This window comes from Maricurvus nonylphenolicus (genome assembly GCF_042854845.1).
GTDB lineage: Bacteria > Pseudomonadota > Gammaproteobacteria > Pseudomonadales > Cellvibrionaceae > Maricurvus > Maricurvus nonylphenolicus.
Map to the genome: position 1 here is coordinate 2,391,650 of NZ_AP031498.1, position 18,688 is coordinate 2,410,337.

The 18,688-nt window shown below is 50.7% G+C and carries 22 protein-coding genes; 21 read left to right on the forward strand and 1 reads right to left on the reverse strand.

Features of this window, described 5'->3' with window-relative positions:
- Window positions 1–71: 71 nt before the first annotated feature.
- The 21 genes from trmJ to ACGHZ6_RS10310 all read left to right on the forward strand — a co-directional run bounded on the left by trmJ (window position 72) and on the right by ACGHZ6_RS10310 (window position 18,087).
- Window positions 72–830 (forward strand): tRNA (cytosine(32)/uridine(32)-2'-O)-methyltransferase TrmJ, encoded by a 759-nt coding sequence (trmJ, locus tag ACGHZ6_RS10210; protein WP_390618746.1) that lies wholly within the window; start codon window positions 72–74, stop codon window positions 828–830.
- Between the two features lie 152 nt (window positions 831–982).
- Entirely contained in the window at window positions 983–1,471 is a 489-nt protein-coding gene (gene iscR / locus ACGHZ6_RS10215; protein WP_390618747.1) for a Fe-S cluster assembly transcriptional regulator IscR, read from the forward strand.
- Window positions 1,472–1,524: 53 nt separating this feature from the next.
- A complete protein-coding gene (locus ACGHZ6_RS10220; RefSeq protein ID WP_390618748.1) occupies window positions 1,525–2,739 on the forward strand; it encodes an IscS subfamily cysteine desulfurase in 1,215 nt (404 codons plus the stop codon).
- A 47-nt stretch (window positions 2,740–2,786) separates the two neighbouring features.
- Window positions 2,787–3,185 carry a Fe-S cluster assembly scaffold IscU gene (iscU, locus tag ACGHZ6_RS10225; protein WP_390618749.1) on the forward strand — a complete coding sequence of 133 codons (399 nt, stop codon included), beginning with the start codon at window positions 2,787–2,789 and terminating at the stop codon, window positions 3,183–3,185.
- A gap of 40 nt (window positions 3,186–3,225) precedes the next feature.
- Window positions 3,226–3,549 (forward strand): iron-sulfur cluster assembly protein IscA, encoded by a 324-nt coding sequence (gene iscA, locus ACGHZ6_RS10230; protein WP_390618750.1) that lies wholly within the window; start codon window positions 3,226–3,228, stop codon window positions 3,547–3,549.
- A gap of 120 nt (window positions 3,550–3,669) precedes the next feature.
- Window positions 3,670–4,200 (forward strand): co-chaperone HscB, encoded by a 531-nt coding sequence (gene hscB / locus ACGHZ6_RS10235; protein WP_390618751.1) that lies wholly within the window; start codon window positions 3,670–3,672, stop codon window positions 4,198–4,200.
- 28 nt (window positions 4,201–4,228) lie between these two features.
- The gene (hscA, locus tag ACGHZ6_RS10240) at window positions 4,229–6,130 is read left to right on the forward strand and encodes a Fe-S protein assembly chaperone HscA (protein ID WP_390618752.1); all 1,902 of its coding nucleotides are present in this window, start codon (window positions 4,229–4,231) and stop codon (window positions 6,128–6,130) included.
- Window positions 6,131–6,174: 44 nt separating this feature from the next.
- Window positions 6,175–6,513: an ISC system 2Fe-2S type ferredoxin gene (fdx, locus tag ACGHZ6_RS10245; RefSeq protein ID WP_390618753.1), complete on the forward strand. Its 339-nt coding sequence runs from the start codon at window positions 6,175–6,177 to the stop codon at window positions 6,511–6,513.
- Between the two features lie 15 nt (window positions 6,514–6,528).
- Window positions 6,529–6,723, forward strand: a complete 195-nt coding sequence (gene iscX, locus ACGHZ6_RS10250; protein WP_390618754.1) for a Fe-S cluster assembly protein IscX — start codon at window positions 6,529–6,531, stop codon at window positions 6,721–6,723.
- Between the two features lie 212 nt (window positions 6,724–6,935).
- Window positions 6,936–7,361, forward strand: coding sequence for a nucleoside-diphosphate kinase (gene ndk, locus ACGHZ6_RS10255; protein ID WP_390618755.1), 426 nt, complete (start codon window positions 6,936–6,938; stop codon window positions 7,359–7,361).
- Between the two features lie 49 nt (window positions 7,362–7,410).
- Window positions 7,411–8,613 (forward strand): 23S rRNA (adenine(2503)-C(2))-methyltransferase RlmN, encoded by a 1,203-nt coding sequence (rlmN, locus tag ACGHZ6_RS10260; protein WP_390618756.1) that lies wholly within the window; start codon window positions 7,411–7,413, stop codon window positions 8,611–8,613.
- A 75-nt stretch (window positions 8,614–8,688) separates the two neighbouring features.
- Window positions 8,689–9,456 (forward strand): type IV pilus biogenesis/stability protein PilW, encoded by a 768-nt coding sequence (gene pilW, locus ACGHZ6_RS10265; protein WP_390618757.1) that lies wholly within the window; start codon window positions 8,689–8,691, stop codon window positions 9,454–9,456.
- Entirely contained in the window at window positions 9,449–10,360 is a 912-nt protein-coding gene (locus ACGHZ6_RS10270; RefSeq protein ID WP_390618758.1) for a RodZ domain-containing protein, read from the forward strand. Before pilW ends, ACGHZ6_RS10270 begins: the two co-directional genes overlap by 8 nt.
- A gap of 35 nt (window positions 10,361–10,395) precedes the next feature.
- On the forward strand, window positions 10,396–11,508 hold the full coding sequence (ispG, locus tag ACGHZ6_RS10275; RefSeq protein ID WP_390618759.1) for a flavodoxin-dependent (E)-4-hydroxy-3-methylbut-2-enyl-diphosphate synthase: 1,113 nt from the start codon (window positions 10,396–10,398) through the stop codon (window positions 11,506–11,508).
- A 42-nt stretch (window positions 11,509–11,550) separates the two neighbouring features.
- Window positions 11,551–12,816 (forward strand): histidine--tRNA ligase, encoded by a 1,266-nt coding sequence (gene hisS / locus ACGHZ6_RS10280; protein ID WP_390618760.1) that lies wholly within the window; start codon window positions 11,551–11,553, stop codon window positions 12,814–12,816.
- Between the two features lie 63 nt (window positions 12,817–12,879).
- Window positions 12,880–13,572, forward strand: coding sequence for a YfgM family protein (locus tag ACGHZ6_RS10285; protein WP_390618761.1), 693 nt, complete (start codon window positions 12,880–12,882; stop codon window positions 13,570–13,572).
- A 2-nt stretch (window positions 13,573–13,574) separates the two neighbouring features.
- A complete protein-coding gene (gene bamB, locus ACGHZ6_RS10290; RefSeq protein WP_390618762.1) occupies window positions 13,575–14,723 on the forward strand; it encodes an outer membrane protein assembly factor BamB in 1,149 nt (382 codons plus the stop codon).
- A gap of 107 nt (window positions 14,724–14,830) precedes the next feature.
- The gene (gene der, locus ACGHZ6_RS10295) at window positions 14,831–16,246 is read left to right on the forward strand and encodes a ribosome biogenesis GTPase Der (protein WP_390618763.1); all 1,416 of its coding nucleotides are present in this window, start codon (window positions 14,831–14,833) and stop codon (window positions 16,244–16,246) included.
- Window positions 16,247–16,422: 176 nt separating this feature from the next.
- Window positions 16,423–16,743 carry a YbjQ family protein gene (locus ACGHZ6_RS10300; RefSeq protein ID WP_390618764.1) on the forward strand — a complete coding sequence of 107 codons (321 nt, stop codon included), beginning with the start codon at window positions 16,423–16,425 and terminating at the stop codon, window positions 16,741–16,743.
- Window positions 16,743–17,201, forward strand: a complete 459-nt coding sequence (locus ACGHZ6_RS10305; RefSeq protein WP_390618765.1) for a YbjQ family protein — start codon at window positions 16,743–16,745, stop codon at window positions 17,199–17,201. The genes ACGHZ6_RS10300 and ACGHZ6_RS10305 overlap by 1 nt, the downstream gene beginning before the upstream one ends.
- Before the next feature lie 4 nt (window positions 17,202–17,205).
- Entirely contained in the window at window positions 17,206–18,087 is an 882-nt protein-coding gene (locus ACGHZ6_RS10310; RefSeq protein ID WP_390618766.1) for a M48 family metallopeptidase, read from the forward strand.
- A gap of 34 nt (window positions 18,088–18,121) precedes the next feature.
- Here the strand turns inward: ACGHZ6_RS10310 and ACGHZ6_RS10315 are convergent, their stop codons facing one another.
- The gene (locus ACGHZ6_RS10315; protein WP_390618767.1) at window positions 18,122–18,568 is read right to left on the reverse strand and encodes a hypothetical protein; all 447 of its coding nucleotides are present in this window, start codon (window positions 18,566–18,568) and stop codon (window positions 18,122–18,124) included.
- Between the last annotated feature and the right edge of the window lie 120 nt (window positions 18,569–18,688).

Sequence of the window (18,688 nt, forward strand, 5' to 3'; positions counted from 1 at the left end):
CTATTAGGATTCTAGCTGATTTGCTAAAATCCGCGCCCGCATTTGTAGCTATATCCATTAGGAACCCTTTCATGACCGATAAGCGCTTCGAAAATATCCGTGTTGTACTTGTGAATACGACCCACCCGGGCAATATCGGAGGCGCTGCAAGGGCCATGAAAAATATGGGCTTATCCCAGTTGTATTTGGTAGACCCCAAAGATTACCCGGCAGATAAGGCAGTCTGGCGTGCATCCAATGCTCAGGATGTACTGGAGAGCGCTGTAGTCGTCGATACCCTGGATGAGGCCATTGCCGATTGTGGGCTAGTGGTAGGAACCAGCGCCCGTGAGCGTCGTATCCCCTGGCCACTAGTGACCCCAAGGGAGTGCGGTGAGCGCGCCTGGGCTGAAGCCAATCATCACCCTGTGGCGATAGTATTTGGTCGAGAAGATCGTGGTCTCACCAATGAAGAGCTACAAAAGTGTAATTACCACGTACATATCCCATCGAACCCGGAGTACAGCTCTCTTAACCTGGCTACAGCGGTACAGGTATTGTGCTATGAAATGCGCATGGCCTACCTCACCGAGAAAGATGGTCAGCTGCCTACCTTTGATGACTGGGATCAGCCGCCTGCTGATAGCAAGGCGATTGAGCTGTATTTTGAGCATTTGGAAGATACCCTGCATCAGCTGGGCTTTATTACTCCAGATAACCCGCGTCAGACCATGACCCGTTTACGTCGCCTCTATAACCGTATCCGCCTCGATGAGATGGAGTTGAGTATTATGCGCGGCATGCTGACATCGATTAAGAACTACATCCATAAGCACCCCGGCGATAAGTAAGGTAAGGAGAAAGAGGCAAAGGTAATAAGGATAGTTTTTCTTATTATATTTAGGATCTGTAATTCCCGACTAAAACACTAGGGTATATACTTGACTAAAGCGCTGGGTTTTTCGATAATGCGCTCCCACGCGCCAAGTTACGGATGTGGTTTATGCGACTAACGACTAAAGGCCGCTATGCGGTCACAGCTATGCTAGACCTGGCCCTGCATACAGATCAGGGGCCTATTAGTCTTGCTGGTATTTCCAAAAGACAAGAAATTTCCCTCTCCTATCTGGAGCAGCTATTTGCAAAGTTGCGTCAGCGTGACCTGGTGAGTAGTGTACGCGGCCCAGGTGGCGGCTATAAGCTCAGTCGCGATGCGGGCGACATCTTTGTTGCCGAGATTATCGATGCTGTTAATGAATCCATCGATGCTACCAGCTGTGGGGGTGGCGGTAGCTGCCAGCATGGCGAAGTCTGCTTGACCCACTATTTATGGTCAGATCTCAGTCAGCAGATTCACGAGTTTTTAAGCGGTATTAGTCTTGCCAGCCTGGTGGCTCGCAAGGATGTACAGGCGGTCTCTGATCGTCAGGATCGTCGCGAGCGCGGTGATCTGCAATTAGATGATGTTATTAGTGCATCAACCTTGGGCTAAACAAGGTTGGTGAGTACCTTTGCCTTAGGCAAAGTTTGGTTGTGGAGTTAACTATGCAATTGCCCATTTATCTCGATTACTCAGCGACTACCCCGGTAGACCCTCGAGTAGCCAAGGTTATGGCTGACTGCCTGACGAGCGAAGGCAACTTCGGTAATCCGGCGTCACGTTCCCATATGTTTGGTTGGAAAGCTGAAGAGGCGGTCGAAAATGCCCGTCGTCAGGTAGCTGATCTGATCAATGCAGATCCTCGTGAGATTGTTTGGACCAGTGGTGCCACTGAGTCAGATAATCTGGCAATTAAAGGTATTGCTCACTTTAACCACAAGCGTGGCAAGCATCTGATTACCTCAAAAATCGAGCACAAAGCGGTGCTGGATTCCTTCCGTCAGCTGGAGCGCGAAGGTTTCGAGGTGACTTACCTGGATCCTAACAGTGATGGCATTATCACCCCGGAGCAAGTGGCTGACGCTATTCGCGAAGACACTACTCTGGTTTCTTTGATGCATGTTAACAATGAGATTGGTGTGATTACCGATATTGCTGCCATTGGTGAGATTACCCGCAGCAATAAAGTCTTCTTCCACGTTGATGCAGCGCAGAGTGCCGGCAAGGTTGCCATTGATATGGAAACCATGAAAGTCGATCTGATGTCTTTCTCTGCCCACAAGGCTTACGGACCAAAAGGTATTGGTGCGCTGTATGTGCGTCGTAAGCCGCGTGTTCGTCTTGAAGCGCAGATGCACGGTGGTGGTCACGAGCGTGGCATGCGTTCCGGTACTTTGCCTACCCACCAGATTGTGGGTATGGGTGAGGCTTTCCGAATCGCCAAAGAGGAGATGGAAAAAGATACCGCTCATGTCCTGGCCCTGCGTAACCGTCTGCTGGAAGGTGTAAAGGATATGGAGCAGGTGCACGTCAACGGCTCTCTGGAGCAGCGTGTACCGGCCAACCTGAATATCAGTTTTGCCTTTGTTGAAGGTGAGTCGCTGTTGATGTCTTTGAAAGATCTGGCGGTTTCCTCCGGGTCAGCGTGTACATCAGCTAGTCTGGAGCCTTCCTATGTGTTGCGTGCACTGGGGCTGGATGACGAGATGGCACACAGTTCCATTCGTTTTAGTTTTGGCCGTTTTACTTCTGAAGAAGAGGTGGACTATGCCATCGAACAAATTCGCACTGCCGTTGGCAAGTTGCGTGAGCTGTCGCCCTTGTGGGATATGTACCAGGACGGCGTTGATTTAAGCACCATTGAGTGGGCTGCGCACTAAGCGCATGAAGTAAAGCGCGAAAGTTTTTTAAGTCCGGGAGAATTATCATGGCTTATAGTGACAAGGTTATTGATCATTACGAAAATCCCCGCAATGTCGGCAAGATGGATGACAAAGCGGACAACGTTGGTACCGGTATGGTCGGTGCACCCGCATGTGGCGATGTTATGCGTCTGCAAATTCAGGTGAGTGACGAAGGTATTATTGAAGATGCCAAGTTCAAAACCTACGGTTGTGGATCTGCCATTGCTTCCAGCTCTCTGTTGACCGAATGGGTTAAAGGTAAGTCTCTGGAGCAGGCCGCGGAAATCAAAAACACTGAGATTGCAGAAGAGCTGGCACTGCCACCAGTGAAAATTCACTGTTCCGTACTGGCTGAAGATGCCATTAAAGCGGCGGTACAGGATATTCGTACCAAGCGTGGCGAAGAAACAGCTGCTGAGTAATATCAGCAGTTGATAGTGTAATCAGACGAAAGAGGTAAGCATGGCGATCACCATGACGGAGTCTGCACAGGCTCACGTAAAGCGCCATTTGGATAATCGTGGTACGGGCTTCGGTATTCGCGTTGGAGTAAAAACCACGGGCTGTTCCGGTTTGTCCTACGTATTGGAGTTTGTCGACAGCCCTGAGCCTGAAGATCAGGTGTTCAAGCAGGGCGAGGTGAATTTAATCGTCGACCCGAAAAGTCTGGTCTACCTTGATGGTACAGAGTTGGATTTCGTCAAAGAAGGTCTGAATGAAGGCTTTCAATTTAACAACCCTAACGTTAAAAACGAGTGTGGGTGTGGCGAAAGCTTCCATGTATAGCTTCTGTGTATAATAGGCGCCGTGCAGTTAGGTATAACAGCTTTGTAAGGCCGGTGCAGCTACTGCATCGGCCTTTTATTTTAGGTGTTGTTACAGCACTGTAAATGGAATCTGTATCAAGTGGATATTACCAAGAACTATTTCGAAATCTTCGGCCTGGAACCCGGTTATCGGGTTGATGTGGCTGATCTCAGTGAGCGTTACCGTGAGTTGCAACGTGAGGTGCACCCGGATCGCTTTGCCGATCGTGGTGAAAGAGAGCAGCGCCTTTCCGTGCAGTTTGCTACCTACGTCAATGAAGGTCTGGATACGCTAAAATCCCCGGTCAAACGCGCTGAATACCTGCTTGAATTACAGGGTGTGGCTTTTGATGCGCAAAATAAAACCACCAGTGACGGTGCGTTTTTGATGCAGCAGATGCAGCTGCGTGAAGAGTTGAGTGAGGTTCGCGATCAGGATGATCCGGAGGCTGCCCTGGATACCTTATCTGCCCATGCCGGTGAGCTACTAAAGCAGCTAGAAGATGAGTTTCAGGCGAGTTTTGAAAAACAGGATTACAGTCAGGCGGCAGCGGTAGTTGATAAGCTGCATTTTATAACCAAGCTTGAGCACGAAATCGAACAACTGGAAAGTCAGCTGCTGGACTATTAACAGCGTCCCGTTGCTGTAGATTGAATTTATGGTTTTATTACAAATCTCCGAACCAGGACAAACCCCTGAACCGCATCAGCGTAAACGTGCGGTAGGTATTGATCTGGGTACAACAAATTCCCTGGTAGCCAGTGTGCGCAGTGGCACAGTGGAAACCTTGTCGGATTCCGATGATCAGGCCGGGTCCATCGTACCTTCGGTGGTGCGCTATCTGGACAATGGCGGCCACTTGGTGGGACGTGAAGCCAAATCTCAGGCTGCTGCCGATCCTCTCAATACCATTATTTCGGTGAAGCGTTTTATGGGCCGCGGCATTGCCGATATTAAAACCCTGGGCTCACAGTTGCCCTACGCCTTTGCCGAAGATAAGGGTGGCATGCCCTATATCAAAACCGTTGCCGGTGAGAAAAGCCCGGTCGAAGTGTCTGCCGATATTCTAAAGTTGCTGGCCAATCGCGGTCGCGATGCGTTGGGTGGCGAGCTTGATGGTGCGGTGATCACTGTGCCTGCGTATTTTGATGATGCGCAGCGTCAGGCCACCAAAGATGCCGCCAAGCTGGCAGGATTAAACGTTCTGCGCCTGCTTAATGAGCCAACAGCTGCTGCGGTTGCTTATGGCTTGGATGAAGGTGAAGAAGGTGTTATCGCTATTTATGATTTAGGTGGCGGTACCTTTGATATCTCTATTTTGCGCTTAAGCCGCGGTGTTTTTGAGGTGCTCTCCACCGGTGGAGATTCTGCTTTGGGTGGTGATGACTTTGACCGTGCGGTGGCGGAGTGGATCTCTCAAGAGGCTGAGTTGGGCGACGATCTCAATCCTACCCAGCAGCGTGAGCTATTGAATCTCGCCTGTGAGTCCAAAGAGCGTTTGGCTCAAGAAGAGTCGGTTGCTGTCAGTTACGGTGAGTGGCAGGGTGAGTTAAGCCGAGAGCAGTTTAATGAACTGGTTGATCCGTTAATTCAAAACACGGTGCGTGCTTGTAAGCGCGCTTTGCGCGATGCCGGTGTTAAGGCCGATGCTGTCAATAATGTAGTGATGGTCGGCGGTTCAACCCGTACCCTGCGTGTGCGTGAAAAAGTGGGTGAATTCTTCGGTCGCCCGCCCTTGGTCTCTATCGATCCTGATCGTGTGGTGGCCATGGGGGCAGCTCGCCAGGCAGATGTCTTGGTTGGCAACAAATCAGAAGATGATATGTTGCTGCTGGATGTGATCCCGTTATCGCTGGGGCTGGAAACTATGGGTGGTCTGGTGGAGAAGGTGGTTAATCGCAATACTACCATTCCTGTGGCCAAAGCCCAGGACTTTACGACCTTTAAAGATGGTCAAACAGCCATGGCAATCCACGTATTGCAGGGTGAGCGTGAATTGGTTGAAGATTGTCGCTCCCTGGCGCGCTTTGAGTTGCGTGGTATTCCGGCGATGGCTGCCGGTGCTGCCCATATTCGCGTGACTTTCCAGGTGGATGCGGACGGTTTGTTAAGCGTAGCAGCCCAGGAGAAATCAACCGGGGTTGAATCCAGTATTCAGGTGAAACCGTCCTACGGCCTGGAAGATGCTGAAATCACTCGCATGCTCACCGATTCCTATGAGCATGCCAAAGGGGATATGGAGGCCCGCGCACTGCGTGAGCAGCAGGTTGAGGCAGAGCGTGTGATTGAGGCGCTGGTTTCGGCGCTAGCAGCTGACGGCAAGGCGCTGTTAACCGATGCTGAATATACTGAGCTGGAGTCGGCCATTGAGAGTCTGCGCACTGCTCATAACCAGTCTACCGCTCAGGAAATTGCCGCTGAAATTGAGCGAGTAGGGGCGCTGAGTGAAGATTTTGCCGCTCGCCGTATGAATGCCAGTATTAACCAGGCGCTGTCAGGCCATTCCCTTGATGAGCTGGATGCAGAAGGCCCGGTAAATCGCGGTTGCTCAGAAGATTGATAACAATGCCAGCCCAAGAGGGCGGGTAACACCAAGGTAAGCTTATGCCCAAGATTGTATTTTTACCCCATGAAGAGATTTGCCCTGAAGGCAAGGTTATCGAGGCCAATACCGGCGAAAGTATCTGTCGCGCCGCTCTGCGTAACGGGATGGAAATTGAGCACGCCTGTGAGATGAGCTGTGCCTGCACCACTTGTCATGTGGTGGTTCGCGAGGGTTATGATTCTCTAGAAGAGCCTGATGAGCTCGAAGATGACTACCTGGACAAGGCCTGGGGTCTGGAGCCGGATTCACGCTTAAGTTGTCAGGCGATTGTGGCCGATGAGGATCTGGTGGTCGAGATCCCCAAATACACCATCAATATGGTTTCCGAGAACCACTAAAGGCGGGAGTATGCTATGAAATGGACGGATGTTCTGGATATCGCCATTGAGCTGTCCGAGGTTAAGTCTGATGTGGATCCGCGCTATGTCAATTTTGTTGATTTACGCAATTGGGTAATGGAGCTGGAAGGCTTCGATGATGACCCCAATCGCTGTGGCGAGAAGATCCTGGAGGCCATTCAGGCGGCCTGGATTGAGGAAATGGACTGATTTACTATGGTTGTCTAGGAGTTGCTCCTAACCATCTGAAATATGTGGAAAAAACAGCCAAAATAGCCTGCAAATCCATATAAAAGTCACAAAAACCCGCGTATAATTCGCGGGTTTCGCATTTTGGGGTGTTTGACAACGCCCGAAGCCCGCTTCCAGGCTATGCTGGGAGCCCAATTTAACCCTGTTTATAGAAGTTTTGGAGACCTTAAATGGCCGTTGAACGTACTCTTTCCATCATCAAGCCAGACGCTGTAGATAAAAACGTGATCGGTGAGATCAATGCTCGCTTCGAGAAGGCTGGCCTGCAAATCGTTGCCATGAAAATGGTTCAACTGGATGATGAAAAGGCTGGCGGTTTCTACGCTGAGCACAAAGAGCGTCCTTTCTTTAAGGATCTGGTAGGTTTTATGACTTCTGGCCCTGTTGTTGTACAGGTTCTGGAAGGTGAAGGTGCGGTTCTGAAAAACCGTGACCTGATGGGTGCTACCAACCCACAAGAAGCTGAAGCTGGCACCATCCGCGCTGACTTCGCTGAGACTATCGACGCTAACGCCGTACACGGTTCTGACTCTACCGAGTCTGCTGCCCGTGAAGTAGCCTACTTCTTCGGCGACGACGAAATCTGCGCTCGCTAAGTACTGAGCCAGGATTAAGTCTGATAAGCGTCATGTCCCGAGGTAATCTATGACAGAGCAAGTGGTAAACACGGAAAGCCAAGCGGCGATCTCAAAGACTACGGAAAAGGTCAATCTGCTGGGTATGTCCCAGGCTAAGCTTGAAGCTTTTTTCGAGTCGATTGGCGAGAAGAAATTCCGTGCGACCCAGGTGCTCAAGTGGATTCACCAGATGGGCGTCGATAACTTCGACGAGATGACCAATATCAGCAAGGCCCTCCGCACCAAGCTACATCAGGTGGCGGAGGTGCGTGCGCCGGAGGTGATCCAGCAGCTGGACTCTGCCGACGGCACACGAAAATTCCTGATCCGCGTCAGCGGTGGCAGTGCCATTGAAACGGTGCTGATTCCCGATGGCGATCGCGGCACCTTATGTGTGTCGTCTCAGGTAGGTTGTTCCCTGGATTGCAGTTTTTGCTCAACCGGCAAGCAGGGCTTTAACCGCGACCTGACAGCGGCTGAAATTATTGGCCAGGTATGGATTGCCGCTAAATCCTACGGCCAGTTTGGCGAGAAACGCCCTCGTATTATCACCAATGTGGTGATGATGGGGATGGGTGAGCCATTATTGAATTTTGAAAACGTTGTCGATTCCATGAACCTCATGATGCACGACAACTGTTACGGTATTTCCAAACGTCGCGTGACCCTGAGTACCTCCGGTGTGGTGCCGGCACTCGATGAGCTGGGTAAGCACACCGATGTGTGCCTGGCAATTTCACTGCACGCGCCAAACGATGAGTTGCGCAATGTGCTGGTGCCTATCAACAAGAAATACCCAATTGCCATGTTGCTGGATTCTGCCAAGCGTTATATCGACGGCCTGCCAGACAATCATCGCAAAATTACCATCGAATATACCCTGATCCGCAATCTCAATGATCGCCCTCATCATGCCTATGAGCTGGCGGAGTTGTTGAAGGATATTCCGGTTAAAATTAACCTGATCCCATTTAATCCTTTTGATCAATCGGATTATGAGCGGGTCAGCAACAATGCCCTGAAAAACTTCCAGGACATTTTGATTAAGGCGGGCTTCACCACCACCATCCGTACCACGCGGGGTGATGATATCGATGCAGCCTGTGGTCAGTTGGCTGGTAGTGTTAACGACAAAACTCGCCGCGCGGCGCGTTACAAGGCCAAATTGGGGGCTGAACCTGCGCTGGCGAATGTGGTCTCAGAAGAGGCGGTACGTATTCTCAACCCGTAGGTGACACAGAGATGCGTTGTCTATGGGTAAGCCATTGATTGGCCAAAATATAATAACGAAAGGAGAGAACGGTTTATGCGTGTAATCAACTCCCTGGTAGTAGGACTACTTGTAACTCTGCTGGCCGGGTGTGTGACCACCACTAATCAGCCTGCTGTAAAGGTTGATAAAGAAAAAGCCCTGGCTACCCATGTCGAACTGGGACTGGGTTACCTGCGTCAGCGCAATAATGAATCTTCCCGTCTGCATTTCTCCAAAGCCCTGAAAATTGATCCTAATTCTGCTGGCGCCCTAAATGGCATGGCGCTGCTTTATCAGATTGAGAAGGATGATGAGTTGGCGGAGAAATTCTTCCGTAAAGCTATTGCCGCCGATGGCGATTATCCTCGTGCCCGCAATAACTACGGTGCTTTTTTATATGGCCGCGAGCGCTACAAAGAGGCCTACAAGCAGTTTTCCATTGTCGCCAAAAATATGGGTTATGAGCGTCGCTCAATGGCCTTGGTAAATCTGGGCCGCACCTCCATTAAGTTGGGTAAAAACGACGAGGCGGAAAAAGCCTTTATCCAGGCGATGAGTATTAACTACCGCCTGCCTGCTGCACATTTGGAAATGTCGGATATGAAATTTAAGGAGGGCGACTATGCGGCCTCTAAGCGTTATCTCGATCAGTACGGCAAGTTGGTAAGACATGGGCCGCGCAGCCTGTGGCTGGGTATTCAGATTGAACGTATTTTTGGTAACAAAGACAAAGAGGCTAGTTATGCCTTGGCGTTAACAAATTTGTATTCCTACTCCAACGAATATCTCGAATATAAAAAGACGCTGAATAACAATGAGTAACAATAACGGCATTATGGACTCGCAAGGGTCCAGTACAGATATTCCACAGGCTACGCCAGGTGCGCTATTAAAAGCGGCGCGAGAGGCTGCCAAGTTAAGCGAAGATGATATTGCCAGGGAGTTGCGTATCCCTTTAGGCAATGTTGAGGCTTTGGAATCTGATCAGTACGAAAACCTGGCCTCAGAAACCTTTGTGCTAGGTTATATCCGCGCCTATGCCAGAATTCTTAAGCTGGATGCCGAGCATTTCATTAAGGCTTACCACCAATACCGTGGGCAGTTACAGCAAACCACCGCGACGATCACCAAAACGCTGGAAAAAGAGCCGCAGCAAGAAACTGCCCAAACGCCAGTGTGGCGTAAAACGGCTACCTGGATCGGGGGATTTCTATTTGCCTGGCTGTTGCTGTTCAATTTGTTTGATCAAGATGCAGAGACTCAAACGACCTTGTCTGCTCCAGCAGAGGTGGTGGCTGAGGAAGCCGTTGGTAATAAAGATAGCTTCCCAGAATTGGGCGCAGAAGAGAATCTGGTTGAAGAATCCCAGGTTACTGTTGCAGAGCCCGAGGCTGAAGTAGAGCCTGAGGCTGTTATTGATCAAGCGCCTGCTGTTGCGCCCGCAGAACCAGAATTTCCCGTGGTTAGTGAAGGTCCAAACTCGGCATTGGATACGTTGGTTATGTCATTTAGTGGTGAGTGCTGGTTGGAAGTCACGGATGCCCGCGGTGATGTATTGTCAGCGGATTTGCAACAGGACGGAGATCAAGTTGTCTTGCAGGGCGAGGCACCTTTTGAAGTGATGTTGGGCAATGTCAGGGCGGTAACGGCCGTGCTGAATGATGAGCCCGTAGAATTAAAACCTCGCGGCTTTCGCAAAACCCTACGCACCAAAATTGGTGAGTAGGGCATAAGCTGTTGGGTTAACGATAGGTAAAGAATATGCAGTTTGAATCGCCTATTAAGCGCCGCAAGACGCGTCAGTTAATGGTTGGTGATGTGCCGGTTGGTGGTGATGCACCTATCTCAGTTCAGAGTATGACCAATACCGAGACCACTGATGTTGCTGCAACCGTAGATCAAATTCAGCGTATCCAAAATGCTGGCGCTGATATTGTGAGGGTTTCGGTACCCTCTATGGACGCTGCTGAAGCCTTCGGTGAAATCCGCAAGCAGGTGAATATTCCGCTGGTCGCTGATATTCATTTTGATTATCGAATTGCCCTGCGTGTTGCCGATTTGGGTGTTGACTGTCTGCGTATTAATCCTGGTAATATCGGCCGTGAAAAACGTATTCGCGCCGTAGTCGATAAGGCTCGCGATCTGAATATTCCTATTCGAATTGGTGTAAACGCCGGTTCCTTGGAAAAAGACCTGCAGAAAAAATACGGTGAACCGACACCGGATGCCTTGGTTGAATCAGCCCTGCGTCACGTGGATATACTCGATCAACTCGATTTTCAGGACTTTAAGATTAGTGTAAAGGCCTCTGATGTGTTTATGGCGGTTGCGGCGTACCGCAAGCTGTCTGAGCAAATTGAGCAACCCTTACATTTGGGTATTACCGAAGCAGGCGGCTTCCGTGCCGGTACCGTGAAATCGGCTGTAGGGCTGGGCGCCTTGCTGATGGACGGCATTGGTGACACCTTGCGTATTTCTCTGGCTGCCGACCCGGTCGAAGAAGTCAAAGTGGGTTGGGATTTGCTCAAGAGTCTGAAGTTGCGTTCCAAGGGCATTAACTTTATTGCCTGCCCGAGCTGTTCGCGTCAGAACTTCGACGTTATCAAGACCATGAATGAACTGGAAATGCGTGTCGAAGATATCACTACACCAATGGACGTAGCCGTAATTGGTTGTGTTGTGAATGGCCCTGGTGAATCGAAAGAAGCCGATGTTGGCCTGGCTGGAGGCACTCCTAACAATCTCGTCTATGTTGACGGTGAAGCTCACAGCAAACTGAAAAAAGAAACCCTGGTGGATGATTTGGAAAAAATCATTCGCGATAAAGCGGCGGCTAAAGCAGCTGCTGAAGAAGATTTAATTGCTAAAGCCTGATCAGTCACCCGTCAAGAGTGACTGAACACTAAGGAACCCACATTGAAAAAGCTACAAGCCATCCGCGGCATGAACGATCTGCTGCCGAGCGATTCTCCTGTATGGCAGTATCTGGAATCCACCGTTGCTGATGTGTTACAGCGTTACGGTTACTCCGAGATTCGTTTCCCGATTTTAGAAGCCACCGAGCTGTTTAAGCGCTCTATCGGCGAAGTAACCGATATCGTTGAAAAAGAAATGTATACCTTCGACGATCGCAATGGCGATAGCGTCACCATGCGCCCGGAAGGTACCGCCAGTTGTGTGCGTGCCTGTGAGCAGCATGGTTTGTTGTACAACCAGACTCAGCGTCTGTGGTATACCGGCCCTATGTTCCGCTATGAGCGTCCACAAAAGGGCCGTTTACGGCAGTTCCACCAGATTGGTGTTGAAACCTTCGGTATGGCAGGTCCCGATATTGATGCGGAGATGTTGCTGATTACTGCACGCTTGTGGCGTGAATTAGGTATTGCTGATGCCGTAACCCTGCAACTAAACACCCTGGGTAGTAATGAAGAGCGTGCCCGTTATCGCGATGCGCTGGTAGCTTATCTGAGTGAGCGCAAAGACCAACTTGATGAGGACAGCCAGCGACGCCTGGATTCAAATCCTCTGCGTATTCTCGACAGTAAAGATGCCAATACTCAGGCGCTGCTTGATGGTGCTCCTACTCTGCAAGATTACCTCGGTGAGGAATCCAACGCACACTTTGATGGCTTAAAAGCCATTCTTGATGCGGCGGGTATTGCCTATGAGGTTAATCCACGATTGGTTCGCGGTTTGGATTACTACTGTAACACCGTGTTCGAGTGGGTTACCGACAAGTTGGGTGCTCAGGGAACGGTGTGTGCCGGTGGCCGTTACGATGGCTTGGTAGGGCAGTTGGGTGGTAAGCCAACACCTGCTGTTGGCTTTGCCATGGGTATTGAGCGTCTTGTGCTGATGCTGCAAGAGCTGCAAGTTGTACCTGAGGCGCTGGGGCAAAACGTCGATGCCTACCTGGTCTCCGTAGGCGATGTTAAGGCGGCAGCCTTTAAGCTGGCAGAAACTGTTCGCAACGAACTGCCATACCTGCGCGTGCAGAGTCATTGCGGTGGTGGCAACTTCAAAAAACAAATGAAGAAAGCCAACGATAGTGGGGCGGATATTGCCTTGATTGTCGGTGAGGATGAGGCAAAAAACGGCCAGGTAACCCTGAAATTCCTGCGCGAAGACAAGCCTCAACAAACATTAACTATTGAACAAGCGCTGATTGCACTGCAAGATTAGCACCCCAGTCTCCGGTCGTAGTATGCGGCCGGTTTCTAGCCATTGAAACATTAGGAGTGTTGCGTGACCGCACATCTGACGGAAGAAGAACAATTAGAAGCCCTTAAACGTTGGTGGAATGAGAATGGTAAATCCACGATTGCCGCTATAGTCCTGGCTGTAGGTGGTTATTTTGGCTGGCAGGGTTGGCAGAACCAGCAACAGGAGCAGGCTGAGGCCGCTTCTGCGATGTATCAGGATCTGTTGGAAGCCGCTGTGGTAGAGCCGGGTCAGAGCCTGTCTGAAAGTGATAAAACCACGGCGACTCATCTTGCAGGAAGCTTGAAAAATGATCATGCCAGTAGCTTGTATGCTTCCCAGGCCGCTTTACTGATGGCCAAGCTGGCCGTTGAAGAAGCTCGTCTGGAAGATGCGGCGGCGGAATTGGAATGGGTATTGGCACAAAAGCCTGGCGCGGAAGTGGAACTGATGACCAATTTGCGCCTGGCTCGTGTAGCTATCGCGCAGCAGGATTACACTAAGGCTCAGAGCTTGCTAACCAAACCCCAGGCTGAATTGGGCAGCTTTGCGGCGGCCTATGCCGAGGTGCGTGGTGATGCTTATCTGGCGCAAGGTGAGGCTGATTTGGCGCGTAGCGAATATCAGCAATCTTTGTCTGCTTTAGCGGCAGGTTCCAGCCGTCGACAAATTCTTGAAATGAAAATTAACGATATTCAGGCGGCGCCTGAAGTGGTTGCGGTACAGGGAGAAGAATAACAATGAAACGACTCGCAACATTTGCCTCAACAATGGCCTGTGTGGCCTTATTAACTGCATGTTCCTCAAACGATTCCATTGATCTAGAGCCGGCAGAGCTGGTTGATATTGAGTCCAACCTGGATCTGGATAAACTCTGGGGCGAAGGCATTGGCGATGGTATGGGTGAACAGTACAACCTGTTACAGCCTGCCATTAAAGGTGACGTACTTTATGCGGCAGACCATGAAGGTAATGTCGTGGCGCTGGATCGCAACAGTGGTCGCGAGCAGTGGGAAGTTGAGCTGGAGCAGCGTATTTCCGGTGGTGTAGGTCTGGGTAAGGGCCGTGTATTTGTCGGTACGCTTTCTGGTTTGGTTGTGGCGTTGGATGCAGGTAGTGGTGCCGAACTGTGGCGTCAGCAGGTGTCCAGTGAAGTTTTAGCTCCACCTGCAGGAAATGGCGACATTGTTGCTGTGCAAACCCTGGACGGCAAAGTGATCGCACTCAATGCTGAAGATGGTGAGCAGCGCTGGCGCTATGACACTGTACAGCCAGCACTGACATTGCGAGGTACCGCTGCACCTCTGGTCACTGAAAATACCGTTTATGCCGGTTTCTCTTCCGGTAAAATCCTGGCGATCAGTGCCGATGACGGTATCCTGCGTTGGTCTCAGCGTCTGGCTGTAGCGCAAGGTCGTACAGAGCTGGATCGTGTTATCGATATCGAAGGTGCGCCGCTGCTGGTGAACGATATCCTGTACGGCGCAAGCTATCAGGGCCGTATTATGGCGTTGAACCGTGGCAACGGTCGTCCTATCTGGGCCCATGAAGATTCAACCTATCAAAACCTGTCTGCAGGCCTGGGTTATATCTTCCTGGTAGACAGTGATGACAAGGTGAAGGCCTACAATGCCACCAGCGGCCAGCTGATGTGGGAAAACGACCAGCTGGTACGTCGCCGTCTGGGCGCCAGCACGACCTTTGGCAATTACCTGGCAGTAGCCGATTTCGAAGGTTACGTGCATATTATGAACCAGTCCGACGGTGAGTTTGTTGCGCGTCGCAAGGTCGATGGAGCCGGTGTTCGCGCACCTATGACCAGTGCTGGTGATGTCCTGTATGTCCAGGGTAATAGCGGTGAGCTGGAAGCCCTAACCGTCGTAGAATAACCCTCAGCTAGATTACACAAAGAGGCCGGAACCACTTTTTAGCGGTTCCGGCCTCTTTGCTTTACAATACCCTCATCTTAGATTGTTTTTCCTGAAGTAAGGCACCCATGATTCCTGTTATTGCCCTGGTCGGCCGCCCCAATGTTGGCAAATCCACGCTGTTTAACCGCCTAACCAAAAGCCGTGATGCGCTGGTTGCTGATTACGCGGGGCTTACTCGTGATCGAAAGTACGGTGAGGCTGAACTGGCGGGCCGCAAATACCTGTTGGTGGATACCGGTGGTATCAGTGGCGATGAAGAGGGCATTGATTCTGCCATGGCAGGTCAGTCGCTGTTGGCCATCGAAGAAGCTGATGTGGTGCTGTTTTTGGTGGATTGTCGTGCAGGTCTGACGGCCGCCGATGAAATGATTGCCAAACACCTGCGGGTGAATAACAAAAGAACCTACCTGGTCGCCAATAAGGTCGACGGGGTAAACCACGATGTGGCGATCTCGCCGTTCTACGAACTGGGCATTGGTGAGGTTTATCCAACCACCGCGACCCATGGTCGCGGTGTTAAGTCGTTGATGACCGAAGTGCTGGATACCTTTCCCGAGCAGGAAGAAAACGCCGAGGATGACGAAGCCAAAGGCATTAAAATGGCCATTGTCGGCCGTCCTAATGTCGGTAAATCCACCCTGGTTAATCGTCTGTTGGGTGAAGACCGCGTTGTAGTCTATGACCAACCGGGTACAACCCGTGACAGTGTTTATATCAACTACGAGCGTAACGAGAAGCCCTATACCATTATCGATACTGCCGGTATTCGTCGCCGCAAAAACGTCAAGTTAAGCGTTGAAAAGTTCTCCATCGTTAAAACCTTACAGGCCATCCAGGATGCCAATGTTGTGGTGCTGGTGATGGATGCCAGTGAGGGCATTGTTGAGCAAGATCTGCACCTGATGGGCCAGGTGATTGAATCTGGGCGCGCCTTGGTAGTCGCGTTAAACAAATGGGATGGTCTGGAAGACGAGCACAAGCAGTATATTAAAACAGAGCTGGATCGCCGTTTACGCTTTGTGGATTTTGCCGATTGCCACTTTATCTCTGCCTTGCACGGTACCGGGGTGGGGCACTTGTATGAGTCTATTGAGAAAGCCTACAACTCGGCGACAGAAAAACTCTCGACCAACCATCTGACCCGTATTCTGGAATATGCCGTTAGCTTGCATCAGCCGCCAACCATTAACGGTCATCGTATTAAGCTGCGTTATGCTCATGCCGGTGGTAAAAATCCACCCATTATTGTGATTCATGGCAACCAAACCGATAAGGTACCACCACACTATGTGCGTTACCTGGAAAAGACTTTCCGTAAAGCGCTTGAACTACACGGCACACCAGTCCGTATAGAATTTAAGTCGACGGATAACCCGTTTGCTGGTCGTAAAAACAAGTTGACCAAGCGTCAGGAGGCGAAAAAGCAACGCCTGACCAATCACTTTAAGAAGGCCAAGGCTAAAAACAAAAAGAAAAAATAGCGCTGTGCGGCCAGGATAATTGGCTATAAAAGGATGACAATGAATAAGGATGTAGTTTCACTCTCTTTCTCTCTGCTGGTGGCTTTGCTGGCCCTCTTGGTGCTATCTAACTGCATTTGGGCCACCAGCGTTCCATTTTTCTCCCTCGTTCCCTCTGTATTTTTGGAGATTGCTGTATGTTGATCAGTAATATTGAAGTGGTACCTGGTAAGCGTATTGTCGAGCATTTAGGTTTGGTGCAGGGCAGTACTGTCCGCGCCAAGCATGCCGGTAAAGATATTATGGCTGGGCTGAAAAATATCTTCGGTGGAGAACTAAGCGGCTACACCGAGCTGTTGCAGGAATCGCGTCAGGAAGCGTTGGAGCGCATGGGGCAGCAGGCCGAAGCAATAGGTGCGAATGCGGTGGTGAATGTGCGTTTTGCCACCTCAGCCATCGCTGCTGGTGCCTCGGAAATTTTGGCTTATGGGACTGCTGTTAAGCTCGAGGATCGCTAATGGAAGCCCTGATACAGCTAGGCATATTTCTGCTCTTGCTGACGTTGGGTTATGTGTTTGGGCGTCGAGCAGAGCATAGGCATTATCGCAGTCTGATTGATCGTGAAGATCAGTTTCGCGATATTGTGGTGACCACCGAACGCTTACCGGATCATGAGCATATGGGCCACGATTTCGACTTGGTAAGCGGCAGTGTGGTGGTGTCGGTTGATTATTTTAAAATGGTTGCTGCCGGTTTACGCAGCCTGATCGGTGGCCGTTTACGTGCCTATGAGTCTTTACTGGATCGTGCCCGTCGCGAAGCCGTGTTGCGCATGCAGCAGCAAGCCAGGGACTGTAATGCAAAGCTGATTATCAATACCAAATTTGAAACCAGTCAGATTTCGGGGCAGGCGGGGCAGGGAATTGGTTCGATTGAAGTGCTTGCCTATGGCACAGCATTGATCGCTAAAGGTTAATCCCATGCGCGTCCGTCGCAATCCCAAACTCCCAGAAGGTATTAATGCCTCCCAGGAAAATCCCTTAGTAGAGTTTCTGCTGATGCTGGCGGGGTTGTTGCTGGCACTGGTGATCCTGGTTGGGGTGTTAAGTGTCATGGCACAATGGCTAGCACCAAAGATGCCTTTCTCGTGGGAGCAACGTTTGGCGGCGCCCGTGGCGGAGGTTACGGAAGAGGTCTCGGAGGAGGAGGCTGCTCAATCGACGCAGCAGAATGATCAGTTCGATAACGCAGAGCTTGCGTTGCTGGAATTGGGTAAGGCGTTGGCGGCAACCCAAGGCCCGGTAGGGGATATTGTCTACCAGTTTCACTTGATCGATGAAGAGACCCCCAATGCCTTTGCGACACTGGGCGGACATATCTTTGTGACTACTGGGCTTGTGCAAGCCATTGAATCCGAAAATGGTCTTGCCATGGTGGTTGCCCATGAAATGGCCCATATCAATTTGCGTCATCCTATTCAGGCACTAAGCCGAGGCGTATTACTGCAGTTAGTATTGGGTTTACTGGGGGCCGATACCGGAGCTGTGCAAGCCTTGATGACCCAAACGGGTATGTTGACCTTGTTGTCGTTTAATCGTGATATGGAGCGTGAAGCCGATACGGCTGCACTCATATTGTTAGCCCAGCATTATGGACATGTGTCTGGTGCCGAAGAGTTCTTTAATCGAATGTCAGAGGGACGTGATGATGATCGCTGGCAGGTGTTTTTTCAAACTCATCCCGGTGTCCACGAGCGCTTGGAGAGTATTCAGGCTGAGCTTAAAGGTTCGGCCAAGACGGGTGTTGTTACCGCGTTAGACGCCCGTTTAATCAACTTAAAAGAGTCGGTTTCAGATGATTAGGTCGCATACGGATGTATGCGACCAGGACTATCTGTCAGAGCTTTTCGCACTCCCAGCCCCAGTTGCTGAGTTTGGCAATAAAACCCTGGGCCTTGTCTTCGCAGTAGCCCTGTGTGTTTTGTGCCTGCCAGAGGGTTTCTTTGGTGTCTGGCATCTCGGTATCTTTGTAGTAGTTCACTTCGCACGGCACCTGTTCGGGGGCGTTTAGATAATCAATTTCCAGACGGCGGACAAGTGCTTGATTTGAGCAGCTGTAGCGAATGCTGTTGAGATCTTCAGGCGTGGCAAGCGGCGGCTCGCTATCGGCGGCCATGGCTTCTGTATTTTCCTCAACAGTTTCTTCGGCTGCAGATTCAGGTGTTGCTTCGCTAGCGGCCTCTGCCACAGCGGTTTGTTCGGCCGAGGATTCTGCTTCTTCGGCTTGTGCGTATATAGCGATTAGGCTTGAGATCAGAGTGGCGATCAGTATCGGACTTTTCATTTAATGCTCCTTGCGAATGGGCGGCTGTCGTCGGTTAGGGCGCTAATAGTCTAGTTCAGATATGCCTTTTTTCGAGGATGGGTCTGTTTTTAGGCTGCAAAGTGTGAACTCTTATGCATT